The following is a 17,676-nucleotide window of genomic DNA, read 5'->3' as shown; positions in this document are numbered from 1 at the left end:
CCGAGCAGCAGATAGGCCTTCTCGTAGATATAGCCGCCTGTTCTTTTTGAGCGGCGATGGCCAGTCGGGCGCCGGGTTGCTGAGCTATCGCGGTCGCGGCACTGCATTTCGCAAGTCTCTGCACGTCATGCCACGATGGTCGGTTTTGCTTGTTGCAAGGCCGGCGCTCCTGCCTTTTCTAATGATCCCCGACCGCGGCACGAACCAGTCCGCCGCGAGAAACGGGGACCATCGTGGCCACCAACCATCATGCCAGCAAGGGAGGAGCGGTGTCGCGCGGCACGCGCATGCTGCGCACCGCTCTCGGCCCGGCCATAGCAGGCTTCCTCGACGATCCGGCCATCGTCGAGGTGATGCTTAATCCCGATGGTCGCCTCTGGGTTGATCGCCTCACCGAAGGACTTGTTGCAAGCAATGAAATACTGATCGCGGCCGACGGCGAACGGATCGTCAGGCTGGTCGCGCACCATGTCGGTGCGGAGGTGCATTCGGGCTCGCCGCGCGTTTCGGCTGAACTGCCCGGGACCGGTGAACGGTTCGAAGGCCTGTTGCCGCCTGTCGTCACGGCACCAACATTCGCCATCCGCAAGCCGGCAGTCGCGGTGTTTACGCTTCAAGACTATGTCGCCGCCGGCATCATGACCGAAGGCCAGGCTGACGCCCTGCAGCTTGCCGTGGAGACACGGAAGAACGTGCTGGTGGCCGGCGGCACATCGACGGGCAAGACCACGCTGGTCAACGCGCTTTTGGCGGAGGTGGCTAAAACCGCCGAGCGCGTCGTGCTGATCGAGGACACACGCGAGTTGCAGTGTGCTGCGCCCAATCTTGTAGCGCTGCGCACCAAGGACGGTGTCGCCTCGCTGTCCGATCTGGTGAAGTCGTCCCTGCGGCTTCGGCCCGATCGCATCCCGATCGGCGAGGTACGCGGCGCCGAAGCGCTCGATCTGTTGAAGGCATGGGGCACCGGGCATCCCGGCGGCATCGGCACTATTCACGCCAATTCTGCCATTGGCGCACTGCGGCGACTAGAGCAGCTCGTGCAGGAGGCCGTCGTTACGGTCCCGCGCGCGCTGATCGCCGAAACCATAGATCTCATCGCGGTTCTCGCTGGCCGCGGCTCAGCGCGCCGGCTCGTTGAGATCGCCTTGGTCGACGGGCTCGATCCGGCCACCGGCGACTATCGCACCCTGGAAGCAAATCTCGAGACCACAACGACCCTGAATCACCACTCGCCCTATGGAGCTTCAGAATGACCCAGATCCGCTTCAATTCATCGGCTTTCCGTAAGCCTGCCGTGGAGCTGTCGTATGCGGCGACCGCTGCGATCATGATGATTGCACCCGCCCATGCTGCCGGTTCCTCCATGCCCTGGGAGGAGCCGCTTCAGCAAATCCTCGAATCGATCGAGGGACCAGTCGCCAAGATCGTGGCGGTGATCATCATCATCATCACCGGCCTTTCGCTCGCCTTCGGCGACACCTCAGGCGGATTTCGCCGGCTGATCCAGATCGTCTTCGGGCTGTCGATCGCTTTCGCGGCAAGTTCGTTCTTCCTGTCCTTTTTCTCCTTCGGCGGCGGAGCGCTGATCTGATGGATGAGGAGATCCGTGGCTTTTTCGCGCCGGTTCATCGCGCACTCACCGAACCGATCCTGCTCGGCGGCGCGCCGCGTGCAGTCGCGATTGCCAACGGCACGCTGGCCGGCGCGGTCGGATTGGGACTTCGTTTGTGGATCGCGGGGCTCATCATCTGGGCGGTCGGGCATCTCGTGGCCGTCTGGGCGGCAAAGCGCGATGCGCAATTCATCGATGTGGTTCGCCGGCACCTTCGCTATCCCACGCATTTCGGATGTTGAGGTTTTCGCCATGATGAACCTCGCGGAATACCGAAAGAAGAGTGCCAGCCTCGTCGATTATCTGCCTTGGGCCGCCCTGGTGGCGCCGGGCGTGGTGCTCAACAAGGACGGCAGTTTTCAAAGAACGGCGCGTTTTCGCGGGCCGGATCTGGACTCCGCCACGCCGGCCGAGCTGGTCGGCAAAACCGCGCGGCTCAACGGCGCGCTGCGCCGTCTCGGCTCCGGCTGGGCAATTTTTGTCGAAGCGCAGCGCAATCCCGCCAGCGGCTACCCCGACAGCCGGTTCCCGGATTGTGCATCCGCACTTCTCGACATCGAGCGTCGCGAACAGTTCGAAGACTCCGGTGTGCTGTTTGAAAGCAGCTACTTTCTCACCTTCGTGTGGCTGCCTCCGGCCGAGGAGGCGTCGCGAATGGAGAGCTGGCTCTACGAAGGCCGGGAAAAGACCGGTGTCGATCCGTGGGAGCTCCTGAAGAGTTTTGTCGATCGCACCGACCGCGTGCTCAACCTCATCGAAGGCTTCGTTCCGGAATCTGACTGGCTCGACGATGGGGAGACGCTGAGTTACCTGCACTCAACCATTTCGACCAAGCGGCATGGCGTTCGCGTACCAGAAACGCCGATGCATCTCGATGGCCTGCTTGTCGATCAGCCGCTGGCCGGCGGGTTAGAGCCGAAGCTTGGCGAGGCGCATCTGCGCACACTCACCATCACCGGGTTTCCGACGATGACCTTCCCGGGGATTCTCGACGACCTTAATCGCCTTGCCTTCCCCTACCGCTGGTCGACGCGGGCGATCATGCTCGACAAGACCGACGCGACCAAGCTGGTGACGAAGATACGCCGTCAGTGGTTCGCGAAACGGAAATCTGTCGCCGCGATCCTCAAGGAAGTGATGACCAACGAGGCGTCCGTTCTCGTCGACACGGATGCCGCCAACAAGGCGGCCGATGCGGACGCAGCGCTCCAGGATCTGGGCTCTGACCAGATCGGCGAAGCCTATGTCACCGCCACCGTGACTGTCTGGGATGCCGATCCCTCGATTTCCGACGAAAAGCTGCGTCTGGTCGAAAAGATCATTCAGGGCAGGGACTTCACCTGCATCGCCGAAAGCGTCAACGCTGTCGAGGCTTGGCTGGGCAGTATCCCTGGCCATGTCTATGCCAATATTCGCCAGCCGCCGCTTTCCACGCTCAACCTCGCGCACATGATTCCGCTCTCCGCGGTCTGGGCAGGGCCGATCGAGGATGAGCACTTTGGCGCTCCGCCGCTGTTCTTCGCCAGAACGGAAGACGCCACGCCGTTCCGGTTCAGCCTGCATGTTGGAGATGTCGGCCACACTCTCGTCATCGGCCCGACCGGCGCCGGCAAGTCGGTCCTGTTGGCGATGATCGCGCTTCAGTTCCGGCGGTACCAAAACAGCCAGGTCTTTGGCTTCGATTTCGGCGGCTCAATCTGCGCGGCCATGCTCGCCATGAATGGCGATTGGCACAGTCTCGGAAGCAATGCCGCAGGCGGGCAGGGGTCTGACGATCCGTTGTCCTTGCTCACCTTGGCCGATCTGTCGGACGACGTTCACACCGTGTCGCTGCAGCCGCTTGCCCGCATCCATCATACGCCAGAGCGGGCCTGGGCGGCCGACTGGCTTTTCGACATTCTACTGCGCGAAGGCGTGGCCATCACGCCGCAGGTCAAGGAACATCTGTGGTCGGCGCTGACGTCGCTCGCTTCTGCGCCAGTCCAGGAGAGGACGCTGACTGGCCTGTCCGTGCTGCTGCAGTCCTCGCTACTGAAACAGGCGCTTGGTCCCTATTGTATCGGCGGTGCTTATGGCCATCTGCTTGATGCCGAGCATGAGCGTCTCGGCGAAGCCTCCGTCCAGGCGTTCGAAACCGAGGGCCTGATCGGCACAGGTGCTGCTCCCGCGGTGCTTGCCTATCTGTTCCACCGCATCGAGCAGAGGATGGACGGCCGGCCAACACTGCTGCTCATCGACGAGGGCTGGCTGGCGCTCGACGATGGCGGTTTCGCCGACCAGCTGCGCGAATGGCTGAAGACGCTGAGAAAGAAGAACGCCAGCGTGGTCTTCGCCACGCAGTCGCTTTCCGACATCGACGGATCGCCAATCGCGCCGGCAATAGTTGAAAGCTGCCCGACGCGGTTGTTCTTGCCAAACGAGCGCGCCATCGAGCCACAGATCACCGAGATCTACCGACGCTTTGGTCTCAACGATCGCCAGATCGAGATCATCGCCCGGGCGATACCGAAGCGCGACTATTACTGTCAAAGCCGCCGCGGCAACCGCCTGTTCGAACTGGGGCTCGGTCCGATCGCGCTGGCGCTCTGCGCCACGTCGTCCAAATCGGACCAGGCCGCGATCGAACGGATTATCGCCGAGGCCGGCCGAGACCATTTTCTCGAGGCTTGGCTAGCGGAGCGCGGTCTCTCCTGGGCGGCCGACCTCATCCCAAATCTCACCAATGTGATCGACCAGTCCACAGAGGAGATTTCGTCATGAATCCCGTTCTTGCAGGCAGCCTTATCCGTCGCATGGCGGCAGCCGGCGCCATCGCGGTCGCCACGGCGCTTTCATCGGCACCAGCATCGGCGCTGATCGTGTTCGATCCCAGGAACTATGCCGAAAACCTGCTTTCGGCATCGCGCGCCCTGGAGCAGATCCATAACCAGATCACCTCGCTGCAAAACGAAGCGCAGATGCTGATCAACCAGGCGAAGAATCTCACTTCGCTGCCGACCTCGCTGCTTGGCCAGATTGAGGCCAATTTTTCCGAGATGAAGACCCTGCTCGGCGAGGCCGAGAAGCTGGCCTATAGCGTCCAGGACATCGAGAGCCAGTTTACCTCCACTTACAAGAATTTCGGTTCGGATCTCTCCAGCCAGCAGCTTGTTGAGGGTGCGCATCAACGCTGGCAGACCTCGGTGTCTGCCTTCGAGCATTCGCTGAAAACCGGCGCCGTCGCAGTCGACAACATCGCAGGGACACAAGAGCAGACGAGCGCGCTGGTCAGCGCCAGCCAGTCGGCTGTCGGCGTGCTGCAGGCGACGCAGGCCGGCAACCAGCTTCTTGCCGTGCAGGCCAAGCAAGTTGCCGATCTTACCGCGATGCTGGCGGCACAAGGAAGAGCCGAGGCCCTTGAGCAGGCAAGGAGGGCGGCAGCGCAGGAGCAGGCGCGGGAACAGTTCAGCCGTTTCATGACGGGCAGCAGCTACAGCCCGTCATCCGTAAAAATGTTCCACGACTGAGGCGAAGACGCATGGATCTCAAGATCGCCGCTCGGATGACAGCCGTTCTCGCCCTTGGCGCCGCCATGACCGCCGCCTTCATGGCGCTGCGCGGCGACGGCTCACAGGACGCGTCCTCCCCGCGCTCCGCACATCCGGGCGGCGAGCCGGCAAGCGTCGAACTTGCCCGATGCCGGGACATTGGCATGGCGGCGATTGATGACGACGCCTGCAGGAAAGCCTGGGCGGAAAACCGCCGACGCTTCCTGCGGCCATCTCGTCCCGTAGCGCCAAATGCGGCTCCGTCGATCGAAAAAGACCCGAGCCGAATGTTGCCGCTCCAACCGCCAACACCACCTCTCGCGGAAGACCGGCATCATCCGGAAACGGTGGCGCCATGAACGACACCGGCGTGATCGATCGCTTCCTCGAAACTTTCACTCGCTACATCGATTCCGGGTTTGGGCTGCTCGGCGGCGAGGTGGCATTCCTGACCTCCACGCTGATCGTCATCGACATCACGATTGCCGGCCTGTTCTGGGCCTGGGGCGCTGACGAGGACGTGCTGCACCGGCTGGTGAAGAAGACGCTCTATATCGGCTTCTTCGCCTTCATCATCGGCAACTTCAACCGTCTGGCCGGCATCGTCTTCGAGAGTTTTTCCGGGCTCGGCCTGAAGGCTGGAGGCTCGGCACTTTCAGGCTCGGCATTGCTGCAGCCGGGCCGCGTCGCGCAAGTCGGCATCGACGCCGGCAATCCGATCCTCGAGGCCGCCAGCCAGCTGATGGGCTACGTCTCTTTCTTCGAGAATTTCGTCCAGATCGTAGTGCTTATGATCGCCTGGGCCATCGTACTGATTGCGTTCTTTCTTCTGGCCGTCCAGATTTTCGTCACGCTGGTCGAATTCAAGCTGACAACGCTTGCCGGCTTCGTGCTGATCCCCTTCGCGCTGTTCAACCGGACCGCCTTCCTCGCTGAAAAGGTGCTCGGCAACATCGTCGCCTCCGGCGTGAAGATCCTAGTGCTTGCCGTCATCGTCGGCATCGGCTCGGGCCTGTTCGGCGAGTTCACCCACGGCTTTGGCGCCGAACAACCCACGATCACAGATGCGCTGTCGCTTGTCCTGGGTGCTCTGTCGCTGATGGGGCTGTCGATCTTCGGTCCCGGCATTGCGACGGGGCTGGTCTCTGGTGCCCCGCAACTGGGCGCAGGTGCCGCTGTTGGCACGAGCCTCGCGGCTGGCGGCCTTGGCCTTGCCAGCGCTATGGGTGCCCGCGCCGCAATAGGCGGTGCTGCAGGCGCACTCAATGCCGGTGGACGCATATCGGCAGCAGCCGCACGCGGCGGCGCACACCTGGCCGGCAGCACTTCGGCCGCCTGGGAACTTGGCGCAGCCACATCCGGAAGAAGTGGTGCTGGCTCAATCGCTGCCGGCATGGCGGGTGTCGCCAAGGCTGGTGCCAGCGCTGCCGTTCAACCCGTCAAGCAGTCAATGTCGCGCGCCGCGTCAGCCCTGTCCGACAGCTACGAGGCCGGCCGTTTGGCAGCTTGGGCTGCGACGAATGGAGAACAGTTAGTGGGAAGAGCTTCCTCGGGTGACACCGCCGACTCCAGTGCGGACTCGCCGCCAACCTGGGCAAAACGCATGAAGCGCGGCCAGGCCATGAGCCACGGCGCCAGCATCGCCGCGCATTCAGTCCACTCCAGCGATCATGGCGGCGGTTCGATGAATGTTTCCCTCGATCAGGACGACCGCCGATGACCCCCTTTAAACGCCCTTTTGTTCGTTACGGAAAAACGCCTCATCCCGAGACGCCATATCAGCGTGCCGCCCAGATTTGGGACGAGCGCATCGGCTCGGCTCGCGTCCAGGCGAAAAACTGGCGGCTGATGGCCTTCGGCTCGCTCGTCCTGGCCGGCGGTTTTGCATCCGCATTGGTCTGGCAGTCGACGCGCGGCTCGGTGGTTCCCTGGGTGGTTCAGGTCGACAAGTTTGGCGAGGCGCAGGTTGTCGCCCCGGCCGTTGCCGACTATCGGCCGACCGATCCTCAGATCGCCTGGCATCTGGCCCGCCTCATCGAACAGGTCAGAAGCATTCCGGCCGACCCGGTCATCGTCCGCCAAAACTGGCTTCGCGCCTACGATTACACCACAGACCGCGGCGCCATTTCCCTCAATGATTACGCTCGCTTGAACGACCCTTTTGCCAAAGTGGGCAAACTCCAGGTCGCCATCGAGGTTTCCAGCGTCATCCGTGCTTCGCCGGATTCGTTCCGCGTCGCCTGGATCGAGCGCCGCTACGAGAATGGCAATCTGGCCGGCACCGAGCGCTGGACCGCAATCCTCACCATCGTGATTCAACAACCCCGCGACGCCGACCGGCTCAAAGCCAATCCGCTCGGCGTCTATGTCAACGCCATCAACTGGTCGAAGGAGCTTTCATGATGCGTGCGGCACGAACAAGAACATCGGCGAGACCGGCCACGCGCAATGCGCCCAAGGCGCGTATGCTTGTCCTGGCACTGCTGTCAGCAACGGCGCTCGCCGGCTGTGCTTCGAAGAAATATATTCCGCCGGAAATCGCCTATGACGATGCGGTGGCTGCCGTGCGCAAGGTCGACCCGCCTGGTCCGGTGAAGGTGGTGGAAGTGCCGAAACCGCTTCCGCTGCCAGGTCAGTTGAAACCGGTCGAGGCCATGAAGGTGAAGCCGGAACCGACCGATCCGAAGCAGCGGATCAGCCAGGCGAACGAGGCAGCAAGGATGCAGCCGGTTCGCGACGGTTTCGTCAATGCCATCCAGCTTTATCCCTGGAGTGAGGGCGCGCTCTACCAGATCTATGCCGCGCCCGGCCAGGTCACAGACATCGCCTTGCAGCCCGGGGAGCAGCTTGTCGGCTCCGGGCCTGTGGCCGCCGGCGACACGGTGCGCTGGATCATCGGCGATACACAAAGTGGGGCAGGGGAGCGCCAGCAGGTCCATATTCTTGTGAAGCCGACACGGCCAGATCTCCAGACCAATCTCGTCATCAACAGCGACCGCCGCACCTATCATCTCGAGCTGCGCTCGACCGAAACGACCTACATGGCTTCGGTCTCCTGGCAGTACCCGCAGGACCAGCTGATTGCGCTGCGGCGGCAGAATGCGCAGGCTTCCGCCGCACAGCCGGTCGCGTCCGGCGTCGACATTCAGAAGCTGAATTTCCGCTATCGCATCGAGGGCGACACAGCACCCTGGCGGCCGCTTCGCGCCTTCGACGACGGTGCAAAAGTCTATATCGAGTTCCCGTCAGGCATAGGGCAGGGCGAAATGCCGCCGCTCTTTGTCATCGGCCCATCGGGCGGCTCGGAACTGGTCAACTACCGTGCTCGCCAGAATTACTACGTCGTCGATCGGCTGTTTGCCGCCGCTGAATTGAGGCTCGGCGACAAGACGAGCGAGAAGCGCGTCCGCATCGTACGCACGGACGGGAAACGAACCTCGCCCAGCACCAGGCTGTTCCGATGAGCGACCCTGCAAATGTGCCCAACCAGGACATTCGAGCGGAACTGCGCCTGCGGCCCGAGCCGGCCAGGGTCACGCGATTGTCGCGCAAGACGCTGTTAGGCGTTGGTGGAATTGCCAGCGCTGCGATCCTCGGCACGTTGATTTGGGCGCTCGACACCAGACGGCGCGGGATCGAGCAACCGCCCGAGCTCTTCACCACCGAAAACCGCACGACAGCCGACGGGCTGCAGATCCTGCCTAAGGATTATGCCGGCGTTCCGCAACTCGGCCCCGCGCTGCCTGGCGACCTCGGCCGGCCGATCTTGCGTGCCCAGGAGCGCGGCCAGCCGGTTGTGCCGTCCAACATCAGTGCGCCGCGCGCCGATCCGGAAGAACAACGCCGACTGGCCGAGATCGAGGCCGCACGAGTGGCAAAACTTTTCACCGATACCAATGTGCGGCCAAGTCCGGTGACACAAGGTGCTGGTGCGGGAAATACCGTCGCAAACGCGTTGTCCGGCCCGATATTGCCGATAGAGGAGCCATCGCTCGAGCCTGGTGCCGCGCAAAACATGCAGGACCGCAAGCTCGCCTTCGTCAATGCCGAGCCAGAACGTCGCACCGTCAGTCCCAATCGGCTCGCCGAGAAAGCCTCGCCCTATGTGGTGCAAGCTGGTACCGTTATACCGGCTGCCCTTATCACCGGCATCCGCTCCGACCTGCCCGGCGAGATCACCGCTCAGGTCACGGAAAATGTCTACGACAGCCCGACAGGATCCAATCTTCTGATCCCCCAGGGTGCGAGGCTGATCGGCCAGTACGACAGCCACGTCGCCTTCGGCCAGTCGCGCGTGCTGCTGGTCTGGAACCGGCTGATCATGCCTGACGGCACCTCGATCGTGCTGGAGCGCCAGCAGGGCGCAGACGCTGAAGGATTTTCTGGGCTGGAGGACGAGGTCGACCATCATTGGAGCCAGATGTTCCGGGCCGCAGCGCTCTCCACATTGTTGGGCATTGGGACATCGCTGGGGTCCAGCGACGACGAAAGCGAAATCGCCAAGGCCATCCGGGAAAGCGCGCAGGATTCGGCCTCCGATATTGGCCAGCAGCTCGTTCGCAATCAGCTCAATGTCCAGCCGACGCTCACCGTGCGGCCCGGTTTTCCGGTTCGCGTCATCGTCAATCACGACCTGGTGCTGGCGCCACACGGCGCAGAGGATCCATCATGACCAAGCTGAAACTTTCCGCCATTCCCGATGACCGTCCGGTCAAGATCACGGCCGAACTGCCTGCCGCCGTTCATCGCGACCTTGTCGCTTATGCCGATGTGCTTGGCCGTGAAAGCGGCCAGACAATCGCAGATCCGGCAAAGCTGATCGCACCGATGCTGGCACGGTTCATGGCAACGGACAGGGCATTCGGCCGAATGCGTTCCAACACGAAGTCAGGGTAATCAACGGCAGCGATCGGCCTGATGGTTGTCGGCTCGGCCTGACGGTTGTCCGCACTGAGAGCCACCCCCTCATCTGCTCAAGATCAGCATTGCTGTCGGCTGGCGATCATGGGCGCATCGGACGCCCGCGGCTGTTCGGTAGAAATTGCTCAGCGTGCCGGCGGCGTCGGCCGCGGTGAGCGGTCAGTGTCCAATTCGAGGTCGAGATAGATCGAAGGACGCCGTTCGGCTATTTCCAGCGCTAGGGTTGTCTTGCCGACCTGACGCGGCCCGAACAGCGCCACAGCGGGCGTGCTGTCCAGCATCTCGGCGAGTTCTGTGCTGATGCGGCGTTCAATCATCCTTGCAATTCTGGAGTCCAGTTCCAGTTTTGCAAGGAAGAACCGTGGCCCCGCGGTGCAGGCGAGCAGAGGGAAGGGCGTTAAAAGCGCGAACGCCTTGGTGAGATTGGTCCGGGAACCAATCGCGCCGATGCTGGGACGGTTCATGGCAATCGTTCGGCAGGAGCCTGGCGCGAACCCAGATCACCTCAGGCGAGCAGGGCGCTTCGTCTCCATGAAGCGCAGCGCAACGTCCGGCCTGCTTCGAATGAAGTCAGCAACTGCATCCAGGAACTCGATTGCGTGGTCGGATGCATCGAAGTCGACAGAGGCCGCTGCATCTCGTCCTTCCCCAGCTGCCTCCGCAAACGCAAGCGTTCCGTCGAGATCGGTCAGGACGCGACGAAGGTTGTGCAAGAGTCGCGCGCCAGCCAGGGTTGGTCGAACACCGCCTGCGTGACGTTCGAACAGGACCGTTCCAAGTGCGTGTTCAAGGTCACGTATGCGCCGGCTTAGCGCGGAATGATGGATTCCCGTGCGTCGAGAGGCGCCGAGGAAACTGCCTTCCTCGGCCACGACAAGCGCGCAATCAAGAGTAATGAGCTGGACCCTTCGCCGCCGCACGGCGCCTACCTCCTCAACAGGAACTGGCGCCGACGGCTCCAGCCGCGGGTCGCCCTTTCACCGGCGAAACCTTTGGGCCAATTCGCTGCTTTGTACGGTTCAATTGTCCACTATGCCTGGTTGGGTGCTCGCCTTGCGCATGTCGCGGAGTCTGGTGAGTGTCCGCTCATCGAAGCTCGCTGTCACGGCCACCGTTTCCTCGAAGCCGACAATCTGTGGCAACCCGAGAGGGACAACCCTGAAATGAAGTTGCACGAGCCGTAGCAGCCAGAGCGGATTCATCTCGATGATGATCGTGTCGACACCGCTGGTAAGGCCCCACTCGACAATGCCCGACAGAAGGGCGTTAGCGACCGGACTGAGTATGCGGCCACGCTCGCGATGGCTGGCCTCGACACAATAGCGTGTCCATTCCCATATGTTCGGACCAACTGGCCGCTCGCCTTCGCAAAGAAAGGGGAGCACGTCTGACAAGAGGTGAGGCCGCGTCGAGGGCAGCATACGCTGGTAACCGATGACCTGGTTCTCCAGGATATAGAGCATGTGAACGGCATGATCATCGTCGAAGCGGTCGATCTCTTGACCGTCTTCACGCTCCAGGCCGCTCCAGCCTTTCTCTTGGACAAATACTCTGTGGCGAAGGCGGAAGGCCTGTTGCATTTCTGCACGGTAGAAGTCGACATTCTCGTTTGTCACGATATGCAGCATTGGTTGTCCTCCAGGATTGAGGTCAACCATTTTCTTGAATTCAGGAAGAAGTCGGCATCACGTGATTTCGTGAGGTCCTCAGCTTAGCAGGCCGAGCCTGAAAGCCTCGGCAACGGCATGGATGGTGTTTGCAGCGCCCAGCCTTTCACGCACAGCGCGCAAATGAGTATCCGCGGTGTTCTTGCTGATGGTCAAACGGTCAGCGATCTGATCAGTCGTAAGACCTTCTGCAGCCCAGTGTAAGACATCGCGCTGCCTGGACGAGAGATGGACGTGGTCACGACGTCGCTCCCCATCGACGAGGACAATAGCATGACCCAATGCGTAGGCCGCCAGTAGCTGGAGAGCTTGGGCCTGGCCTGCCTCTAGCTCGAGGCGTTCGCCGGCAACCGAAAAACCGACTATCTTTCCTTCAAGCGTTCTCAAGGCGATTGTCAGTCCATCTCGCAGGCGAAACTCTGCCGCTTCCATCATTACCCTGCTGCCGAAATTGTCGGTCACGCAAAGCTGAGAGATTTCCTTCCATAGGAAGGGCGAGTTGTCTCGACAAACAAGTCGTATCGTCGGATCATGGTAAAGGTAGCCGTTCGAAAAGTAGCGCAACGACCATTCCTCCGGCCATGTCTCAAGGAGCACATGTGATACTTGCTCGCGCCGGGACGAGCCCGGCGGGGGGATCGTTCCAGCGAGGAGGTTGGTCGCGCCAAGCCGCCCTGCATAGGCGAGAAAACGTTGGCAAATTTCGACTGGCGAGCAGCTTTGGCGCATGGTGTTCATAACGCCGTACGTCTCATCAAGCTGGCGTCGCCAGCCGCGAGAACTTACTCCAATTCCCTTCGGCAAAAAGCTGGATTTAGTAGGATGCCGAGGCAAGGGTCTTGCGCCTGCCGTTATGGGGCTGTCAGCGGCCCACTTCCTTGTTTGCGAAGTGTGTGAGCGGGAGCTCCGCTTGCGCGAAAGCCGTTCACGTCCCAGACACCTAATACTTGCGGCATACCAGATGAGATCCCCCGGACGGGCACGACGAAAGCGCGTGTGAAGAACGCCTGCGGGCGGGTACACACGACCACGGTGTCGCCGATCCTTACATCGGTTCCCGCTTGATAGTCGAGTCGGCCATAAAAATCGATGACTCCGTTCGGTGGAGTGGTTAGGAGGGCACGCTCGAAGCTTGGACGATGAACGCTGCTGCGGCCCACCAATGCTTCGGGCGTGTGCTCGACTGCCCCGATGCATTGATAAAGTCCACCTCCGAAGAAGAAGGCGCCGCTACCGGCGAAATGCGAAATCTCGCTGATATAGATCATTGCCTGACGCTCCGGCGCGTCGGCAAAGATCTGATAGGGGCTGGTGCCTGTGAACGCGTGGCCAGGCTCTATCTGTGTTGCGCCGCCCTCCGCCGCCAACTGAATCGTGCGTGTGGAGAGCTCGCTTGCCATGTTGATTTGAACATCGGCAATGCCATGCGCCTTTAGAATGGTGGCTGCCTTTTGCATCGAGCGAACATTCGGCGTCGGCGTAACCGTGCGGCTGAGGCGATCGAAATACGCAGAGGGATAGGTAGTCACGCCCGCGACTGTCAAGCCGGGGAGGGTGGAAAGGTGATCGATGTCGGCGTACAGCGTTTCGAGCGCGAACCCTCCAGCATGAGTTGGGACAACGGTATCGTCGCAACCATAGATGCGAAGCAGGACTTTCTGTTGCAAGCCCTCTTGTGAGGCCTGGCTGATCGCACTGGCCTGCTCGCGGCTGAATACCGTCCAGTAGGCCGGGCTCATCGATAGCGCTTCGGCAACCTCATGGCGCGGAATTTGCACAAGATGGCCGAGATGGCCGATTGCAAAGCCGCCATTCAGGATGGCGCGTGCACAAGCCATGTCCACCGCCACAAAACGTTCTATCCCCGCTGACGAGATCACCTTCAAAGCTTCGGGATTGCGGCCGAATTGCTTAGTCATGGGGAAGACTGAAAGCTGATGCCGCCGGGCCTCGGCAACGATATGTCCGGCGTTCGTCGCTATCGCGTCGAGATCAAGAACATAGCTATTGGCGGGTATCTGGCCTGCCTGATGAAGCTCAATCGCGGCGTCGACGAAAGCTGGGTTGCTGCGCAGTAGACTTTGCAGAAACATCGACCTCTCCCAAATGTTTATTCGTCAACATGTCGAACTAATAGGAAACGCGTCGTGGCGGCAATGTCAAGTTCCAGCACGGGGGGCGAGCTTTAGAGCGCCGGCTTCTCCGCAGCACGCCCCGCATGTTGTCCAAAACGTGATTTGCGCATCGAACTCAAAATGAGCCTTGACAAAGCGCTCTCAGACGACATTAGTTCGAGATATGAACGAACTATAAGGTATTGCGTTGACCATAAACCAGCAGGTTGTTTCACCCCGTGTCTCTCGGCAGCTGTCGCAGCGAAGCGTCTTCGAGGTGCTTCTTCAGAAGGGGCCGATTTCCCGGGCAGATCTTTCCAAGGTAACCGGCCTTTCAAAACAGACGACGTCTGAAGTGATCGACGCGTTCGAACAGCAGGGTCTAGTTCGGCCAATGGGACGCACCAGCGGCAATGTTGGACGCACGGCAGTGCTCTACGAGCTCAGCCCCGATGGTGGATATTGCCTAGGTGTCGATCTGGGCGGCACCAAAGTTACGGCAGCGATTGCGGACATTTCCAGTAAGGTTCTGTCCGAAGCGACGGAATCCACAGATCCGCGCGGCGGTGTCGCGGTTCTGGATCAGATCGCACGCCTGGCCGGTAGGCTGGCGCGAGACGTCGGCGCCCATCCGAGCCGTATCCGGTCGATCGTCATTGGTACACCCGGCGTTGTAGACGTGAGAAGCGGGGCGATTGATCTAGCGCCTAACATTGCTCACCTTGGCGAACTCGATGTGGTCGGTGCGATTTCTGAAAAACTTGGCCGACCTGTCGCCGTCGAGAACGACGTTAATCTCGGGCTGCTTGGCGAAATTTGGCACGGGTGCGCACAGAACGTTGCCGATGTAGCCTTTATCGCGCTTGGGACTGGCATTGGACTGGGGATTTACGCCAATGGCCGTTTGGTTCGAGGTGAGAACGGGGCAGCAGGCGAAATCGGCTATTTCCCGATCGGCGGCGATCCTTGGCGCGCCGAAGTCCGAGAACAAGGCTGCCTCGAGTACGAAGCCGGCGCGATCGGCATCGTCCGTCGATACAATCAAGCAGGGGGAAGTGAGGTCGATGGCGTGCTGCCGATTTTTGAAAGAATGAAACGCGGTGAGGTCCTGGCCGAGAAGATCATAGGAGAAACAGCTCGGCTGATCGCACAGGCGGTATCCATAGTGGCGGTCACAATTGATCCAAAACTCGTAGTGCTTGGCGGCTCCATAGGCGCGCGGCCCGAATTTGCGCAGAGGGTTTCCGAGCAATCGTCGCTGCTCGGTCCACGGCCGGTGGAGATTCGTCCGAGTGCGCTGGGAAACCGCGCAAGCGTAGTCGGTGCCCTCGCTGTTGCGTTGAACCGATTCCACGAGGATCTCTTCGGCATTGCAGAGTTCCCGGGCACGTTTGCGCTTCCCGCCCCTAAAGCCGAGACGGAGAGGATGAGAGGGTGAACCAGGTCGAACCATCAATTATCGAGCGCCTGAAAACATCGTTTGATCCGGATGATGCGGTATCCTTGCTTCAGCGCTCGGTACGTTGCCCCAGCGTCACAGGAAACGAAGCCGCATACGCCGCCTTGCTGGCGGAAGAACTGAGGGCGATCGGCGCTGAACACGTGACGGTGCGCGATTTCGAGCCCGGCAGGCCGAATGTGTGGGGGATCAGACGTGGCAGGGAGGGAGGCGGGCACCTACTCGTCGTAGGGCACACTGACACGGTTCATGTTCGCAATTGGAACGATCAATGGGCCGGTACAGAGCGGGAAAATCCGTTTGGTGCTGCCCTTATTGATGGCGCGATTTGGGGACGGGGAACGAGCGACATGAAGGCCGGCATCTGCACGGCGCTGTCGGCCGTACGTCTTCTTGACCGGGCAGGCATACCTATTGACCCAACCATTACCTTCGCCTTTGTCGGCGACGAAGAGAGCGGAGAGACGGGCAGTGGCATTAGCGCTGGCGTACGGGCATTCGCCGAGCTGCTGAACACGGGTGAAGTCGAGCGTCCAGACTTTGCCATCTACGCTGAACCCACGATGCTCAATATTTGTCCGGCCCACATGGGCTTCTTCATCGGCGACGTAAAGGTTATTGGCCGGCCAGCCTATTTTGGCGTGCCCGAACTCGGCGTCGATGCGTTAAGGGCAACGCATGCGATGCTGTCGGCAATTTGGCAGTACTCCGAGCGTTTCAAAATCAAACCGGCACATCCTTTGATTGGGCATGGCTTCGTCCTGGTGACGTCAATCGGCGGCGGCGGTTCTATAGCGGTACCTGGCGAGTGCGGCTTTAGCTACATCTGCAAGGTGCCCCCCGGGGATACCCTTGATGCAATCCAATCGGATATTGAAGCGACTATAAAGGGCGCGATTCAAGATCCAGAAATTACGGTCGCATTCTCCTATCCAGCCAGGCGCGATCACGCTATCGGCGGCACACCGTTCGAATCTCCCTCGGATATCGAACCTGTCCGCCGGCTGAGGGAAACCATTAAAGCCTTGCGACCCGATCGTGGGCAGATCGAAGCGGTTCCGGGATGGTCCGAACTTCCATTCTTTTCGGCCCTCGGTGTACCAGGAGTCTACTGGGCGCCCGGTGATGTCCGTATCTGCCATACGCCCAAAGAGAACGTGAACTTGCAGGATTATACTGATGGTGTGGTGGTATTTGCTGCCTATTTGGCGGGAGCCGCCGTTCGCGTTTGAAGTCCACTTGATAAATAGAGGAGGAAAAAAACTATGCTGCAACTTCGAACTTTGATTCTGAGTAGTTTCCTTGCTGGCGTAACGATCTCCACTGCGGCCATAGCCCAGCAAACTGTCGGGCCAAAAGGTGAGACAGCCACGCCATTCAGCGCGCTCGTTCTCACCGACGAGGATGTCGCTACGCTGAAGGAGGGCAAATATAAGGCGGCGGTATTGTGGCATGTGCAGTCGGACTTGATGAGTGCTGTCGACCGGGGTGTGCACGACGAACTGGCGCGGCTTGGCATCGAGGTTGTGGTAACGACAGATGCAAATCTCGATGTGGCCAAACAGCGTAATGATGTCGAGACGGCAATGGCGAAGTCCCCCGATCTGATTTTGACAGTGCCGATAGACCCCGTGGCTTCTGCTGCTGCTTTTGCGCCGGCGCGCGACAAGGGCGTGAAGTTGGTGTTCGCCGCAGGGGTGCCGGACGGGTATGTTCAGGGTAAAGACTACGTGGCGCTGCTGACGGATGACCTGTTCCAGATGGGAGAGAAGGCAGCGGACGAACTAGCTAAAGCCATCGGCGGTAAAGGCGAGATTGGGTATATCTATTATGACGCCAAGCTCTATGTCCCGAACCAGCGCGACCAGGCATTCAAATACACGATTGAGCATAAGTATCCGGACATCAAGATCGTTGCGTCCCAAGGCATCGTTGACGCCTTGCGTGCGGAGGAGGTGGCGGACGGCTTCCTCTTAAAACATCCCAATCTTGATGGCATCTATGTGACCTGGGCACAGCCGGCGGAAAGCGTGTTGGCGTCGCTCCGCAATGCCGGCAACACGCATACGAAGCTCGTTACTATTGATCTTTCCGAAGGAGTCGCGCTCGACATGATCAAGGGTGGCAACGTCGCAGCGATTATTGGCGACGACGGCTACAACTATGGTGTTGCTGCTGCCAGAGCCGGCGGGCTGGGTCTGCTCGGCAAATCGGCGCCGCCCTACATAGTCGTGCCGGCGCTCGCGGTTACCAAAAACAACGTCAAGGAGGGCTGGAATGCGTCCCTACATCGCGACCCGCCACAGGCCGTTCTGGACGCCATCCAATAGCTTGTCTTCGCAATATTCAATGCCGCCCTTATTAATTCGTCACCAGT

Annotated in this window: 19 protein-coding genes; 14 read left to right on the top strand and 5 right to left on the bottom strand. The window is 60.7% G+C overall.

Annotated features, from left to right (window positions below; genetic code table 11):
• Positions 1–287: 287 nt before the first annotated feature.
• From trbB to NKG95_RS07060, 11 genes are all read left to right on the top strand, one after another.
• A complete protein-coding gene (trbB, locus tag NKG95_RS07110; protein ID WP_502913932.1) occupies positions 288–1,253 on the top strand; it encodes a P-type conjugative transfer ATPase TrbB in 966 nt (321 codons plus the stop codon).
• Between the two features lie 74 nt (positions 1,254–1,327).
• Complete coding sequence (locus NKG95_RS07105) at positions 1,328–1,591, top strand: TrbC/VirB2 family type IV secretion system protein (RefSeq protein ID WP_254818676.1); 264 nt, start codon at positions 1,328–1,330, stop codon at positions 1,589–1,591.
• Positions 1,591–1,854 carry a VirB3 family type IV secretion system protein gene (locus NKG95_RS07100; RefSeq protein WP_353040303.1) on the top strand — a complete coding sequence of 88 codons (264 nt, stop codon included), beginning with the start codon at positions 1,591–1,593 and terminating at the stop codon, positions 1,852–1,854. The genes NKG95_RS07105 and NKG95_RS07100 overlap by 1 nt, the downstream gene beginning before the upstream one ends.
• A gap of 10 nt (positions 1,855–1,864) precedes the next feature.
• Positions 1,865–4,372 carry a conjugal transfer protein TrbE gene (gene trbE / locus NKG95_RS07095; RefSeq protein ID WP_353040302.1) on the top strand — a complete coding sequence of 836 codons (2,508 nt, stop codon included), beginning with the start codon at positions 1,865–1,867 and terminating at the stop codon, positions 4,370–4,372.
• Between the two features lie 32 nt (positions 4,373–4,404).
• Positions 4,405–5,118, top strand: coding sequence for a P-type conjugative transfer protein TrbJ (trbJ, locus tag NKG95_RS07090; protein ID WP_353040381.1), 714 nt, complete (start codon positions 4,405–4,407; stop codon positions 5,116–5,118).
• An 11-nt stretch (positions 5,119–5,129) separates the two neighbouring features.
• Positions 5,130–5,498, top strand: coding sequence for a putative entry exclusion protein TrbK-alt (gene trbK-alt, locus NKG95_RS07085; RefSeq protein ID WP_352589147.1), 369 nt, complete (start codon positions 5,130–5,132; stop codon positions 5,496–5,498).
• A complete protein-coding gene (gene trbL, locus NKG95_RS07080; protein WP_353040301.1) occupies positions 5,495–6,859 on the top strand; it encodes a P-type conjugative transfer protein TrbL in 1,365 nt (454 codons plus the stop codon). Before trbK-alt ends, trbL begins: the two co-directional genes overlap by 4 nt.
• Entirely contained in the window at positions 6,856–7,542 is a 687-nt protein-coding gene (trbF, locus tag NKG95_RS07075) for a conjugal transfer protein TrbF (RefSeq protein WP_352790897.1), read from the top strand. The genes trbL and trbF overlap by 4 nt, the downstream gene beginning before the upstream one ends.
• A gap of 62 nt (positions 7,543–7,604) precedes the next feature.
• Positions 7,605–8,603: a P-type conjugative transfer protein TrbG gene (trbG, locus tag NKG95_RS07070; RefSeq protein WP_353040380.1), complete on the top strand. Its 999-nt coding sequence runs from the start codon at positions 7,605–7,607 to the stop codon at positions 8,601–8,603.
• Positions 8,600–9,811 (top strand): TraB/TrbI/VirB10 family type IV secretion system protein, encoded by a 1,212-nt coding sequence (locus NKG95_RS07065; RefSeq protein ID WP_353040300.1) that lies wholly within the window; start codon positions 8,600–8,602, stop codon positions 9,809–9,811. The genes trbG and NKG95_RS07065 overlap by 4 nt, the downstream gene beginning before the upstream one ends.
• Positions 9,808–10,035, top strand: a complete 228-nt coding sequence (locus NKG95_RS07060; RefSeq protein WP_352589159.1) for a DUF2274 domain-containing protein — start codon at positions 9,808–9,810, stop codon at positions 10,033–10,035. Before NKG95_RS07065 ends, NKG95_RS07060 begins: the two co-directional genes overlap by 4 nt.
• A 149-nt stretch (positions 10,036–10,184) precedes the next feature.
• Here the strand turns inward: NKG95_RS07060 and NKG95_RS07055 are convergent, their stop codons facing one another.
• The 5 genes from NKG95_RS07055 to NKG95_RS07035 all read right to left on the bottom strand — a co-directional run bounded on the left by NKG95_RS07055 (position 10,185) and on the right by NKG95_RS07035 (position 13,819).
• Entirely contained in the window at positions 10,185–10,523 is a 339-nt protein-coding gene (locus NKG95_RS07055) for an AAA family ATPase (RefSeq protein WP_353040299.1), read from the bottom strand.
• 36 nt (positions 10,524–10,559) lie between these two features.
• Positions 10,560–10,979 carry a LysR family transcriptional regulator gene (locus NKG95_RS07050; RefSeq protein WP_352642323.1) on the bottom strand — a complete coding sequence of 140 codons (420 nt, stop codon included), beginning with the start codon at positions 10,977–10,979 and terminating at the stop codon, positions 10,560–10,562.
• 99 nt (positions 10,980–11,078) lie between these two features.
• The gene (locus NKG95_RS07045) at positions 11,079–11,687 is read right to left on the bottom strand and encodes an acyl-homoserine-lactone synthase (RefSeq protein ID WP_352642321.1); all 609 of its coding nucleotides are present in this window, start codon (positions 11,685–11,687) and stop codon (positions 11,079–11,081) included.
• 78 nt (positions 11,688–11,765) lie between these two features.
• Positions 11,766–12,464: an autoinducer binding domain-containing protein gene (locus NKG95_RS07040; RefSeq protein ID WP_353040298.1), complete on the bottom strand. Its 699-nt coding sequence runs from the start codon at positions 12,462–12,464 to the stop codon at positions 11,766–11,768.
• A gap of 113 nt (positions 12,465–12,577) precedes the next feature.
• Complete coding sequence (locus tag NKG95_RS07035; protein WP_353040297.1) at positions 12,578–13,819, bottom strand: alanine racemase; 1,242 nt, start codon at positions 13,817–13,819, stop codon at positions 12,578–12,580.
• Between the two features lie 229 nt (positions 13,820–14,048).
• Between NKG95_RS07035 and NKG95_RS07030 the strand changes: the two genes are divergently transcribed.
• Genes NKG95_RS07030 through NKG95_RS07020 form a run of 3 tightly spaced genes read left to right on the top strand, consistent with a single transcriptional unit; the run spans position 14,049 to position 17,629 of the window.
• On the top strand, positions 14,049–15,278 hold the full coding sequence (locus NKG95_RS07030; protein ID WP_353040296.1) for an ROK family transcriptional regulator: 1,230 nt from the start codon (positions 14,049–14,051) through the stop codon (positions 15,276–15,278).
• Entirely contained in the window at positions 15,275–16,531 is a 1,257-nt protein-coding gene (locus tag NKG95_RS07025) for a M20 family metallopeptidase (protein ID WP_353040295.1), read from the top strand. Before NKG95_RS07030 ends, NKG95_RS07025 begins: the two co-directional genes overlap by 4 nt.
• A 33-nt stretch (positions 16,532–16,564) precedes the next feature.
• A complete protein-coding gene (locus tag NKG95_RS07020) occupies positions 16,565–17,629 on the top strand; it encodes a substrate-binding domain-containing protein (protein WP_353040294.1) in 1,065 nt (354 codons plus the stop codon).
• The last annotated feature ends 47 nt before the right edge of the window (positions 17,630–17,676 follow it).

The sequence above is a fragment of the Mesorhizobium sp. M1423 genome, from assembly GCF_040317575.1.
Lineage (GTDB): Bacteria > Pseudomonadota > Alphaproteobacteria > Rhizobiales > Rhizobiaceae > Mesorhizobium.
This window is presented reverse-complemented; position numbering and strand designations above follow the sequence as displayed.

Excerpts from the sequence above, each read along its gene's own strand:
- trbB (WP_502913932.1), top strand. The coding sequence starts at position 288 with ATGCTGCGCACCGCTCTCGGCCCGGCCATAGCAGGCTTCCTCGACGAT.
- NKG95_RS07105 (WP_254818676.1), top strand. The coding sequence starts at position 1,328 with ATGATGATTGCACCCGCCCATGCTGCCGGTTCCTCCATGCCCTGGGAG.
- NKG95_RS07100 (WP_353040303.1), top strand. The coding sequence starts at position 1,591 with ATGGATGAGGAGATCCGTGGCTTTTTCGCGCCGGTTCATCGCGCACTC.
- trbE (WP_353040302.1), top strand. The coding sequence starts at position 1,865 with ATGATGAACCTCGCGGAATACCGAAAGAAGAGTGCCAGCCTCGTCGAT.
- trbJ (WP_353040381.1), top strand. The coding sequence starts at position 4,405 with ATGGCGGCAGCCGGCGCCATCGCGGTCGCCACGGCGCTTTCATCGGCA.
- trbK-alt (WP_352589147.1), top strand. The coding sequence starts at position 5,130 with ATGGATCTCAAGATCGCCGCTCGGATGACAGCCGTTCTCGCCCTTGGC.
- trbL (WP_353040301.1), top strand. The coding sequence starts at position 5,495 with ATGAACGACACCGGCGTGATCGATCGCTTCCTCGAAACTTTCACTCGC.
- trbF (WP_352790897.1), top strand. The coding sequence starts at position 6,856 with ATGACCCCCTTTAAACGCCCTTTTGTTCGTTACGGAAAAACGCCTCAT.
- trbG (WP_353040380.1), top strand. The coding sequence starts at position 7,605 with ATGCTTGTCCTGGCACTGCTGTCAGCAACGGCGCTCGCCGGCTGTGCT.
- NKG95_RS07065 (WP_353040300.1), top strand. The coding sequence starts at position 8,600 with ATGAGCGACCCTGCAAATGTGCCCAACCAGGACATTCGAGCGGAACTG.
- NKG95_RS07060 (WP_352589159.1), top strand. The coding sequence starts at position 9,808 with ATGACCAAGCTGAAACTTTCCGCCATTCCCGATGACCGTCCGGTCAAG.
- NKG95_RS07055 (WP_353040299.1), bottom strand. The coding sequence starts at position 10,523 with ATGAACCGTCCCAGCATCGGCGCGATTGGTTCCCGGACCAATCTCACC.
- NKG95_RS07045 (WP_352642321.1), bottom strand. The coding sequence starts at position 11,687 with ATGCTGCATATCGTGACAAACGAGAATGTCGACTTCTACCGTGCAGAA.
- NKG95_RS07040 (WP_353040298.1), bottom strand. The coding sequence starts at position 12,464 with ATGAACACCATGCGCCAAAGCTGCTCGCCAGTCGAAATTTGCCAACGT.
- NKG95_RS07035 (WP_353040297.1), bottom strand. The coding sequence starts at position 13,819 with ATGTTTCTGCAAAGTCTACTGCGCAGCAACCCAGCTTTCGTCGACGCC.
- NKG95_RS07020 (WP_353040294.1), top strand. The coding sequence starts at position 16,565 with ATGCTGCAACTTCGAACTTTGATTCTGAGTAGTTTCCTTGCTGGCGTA.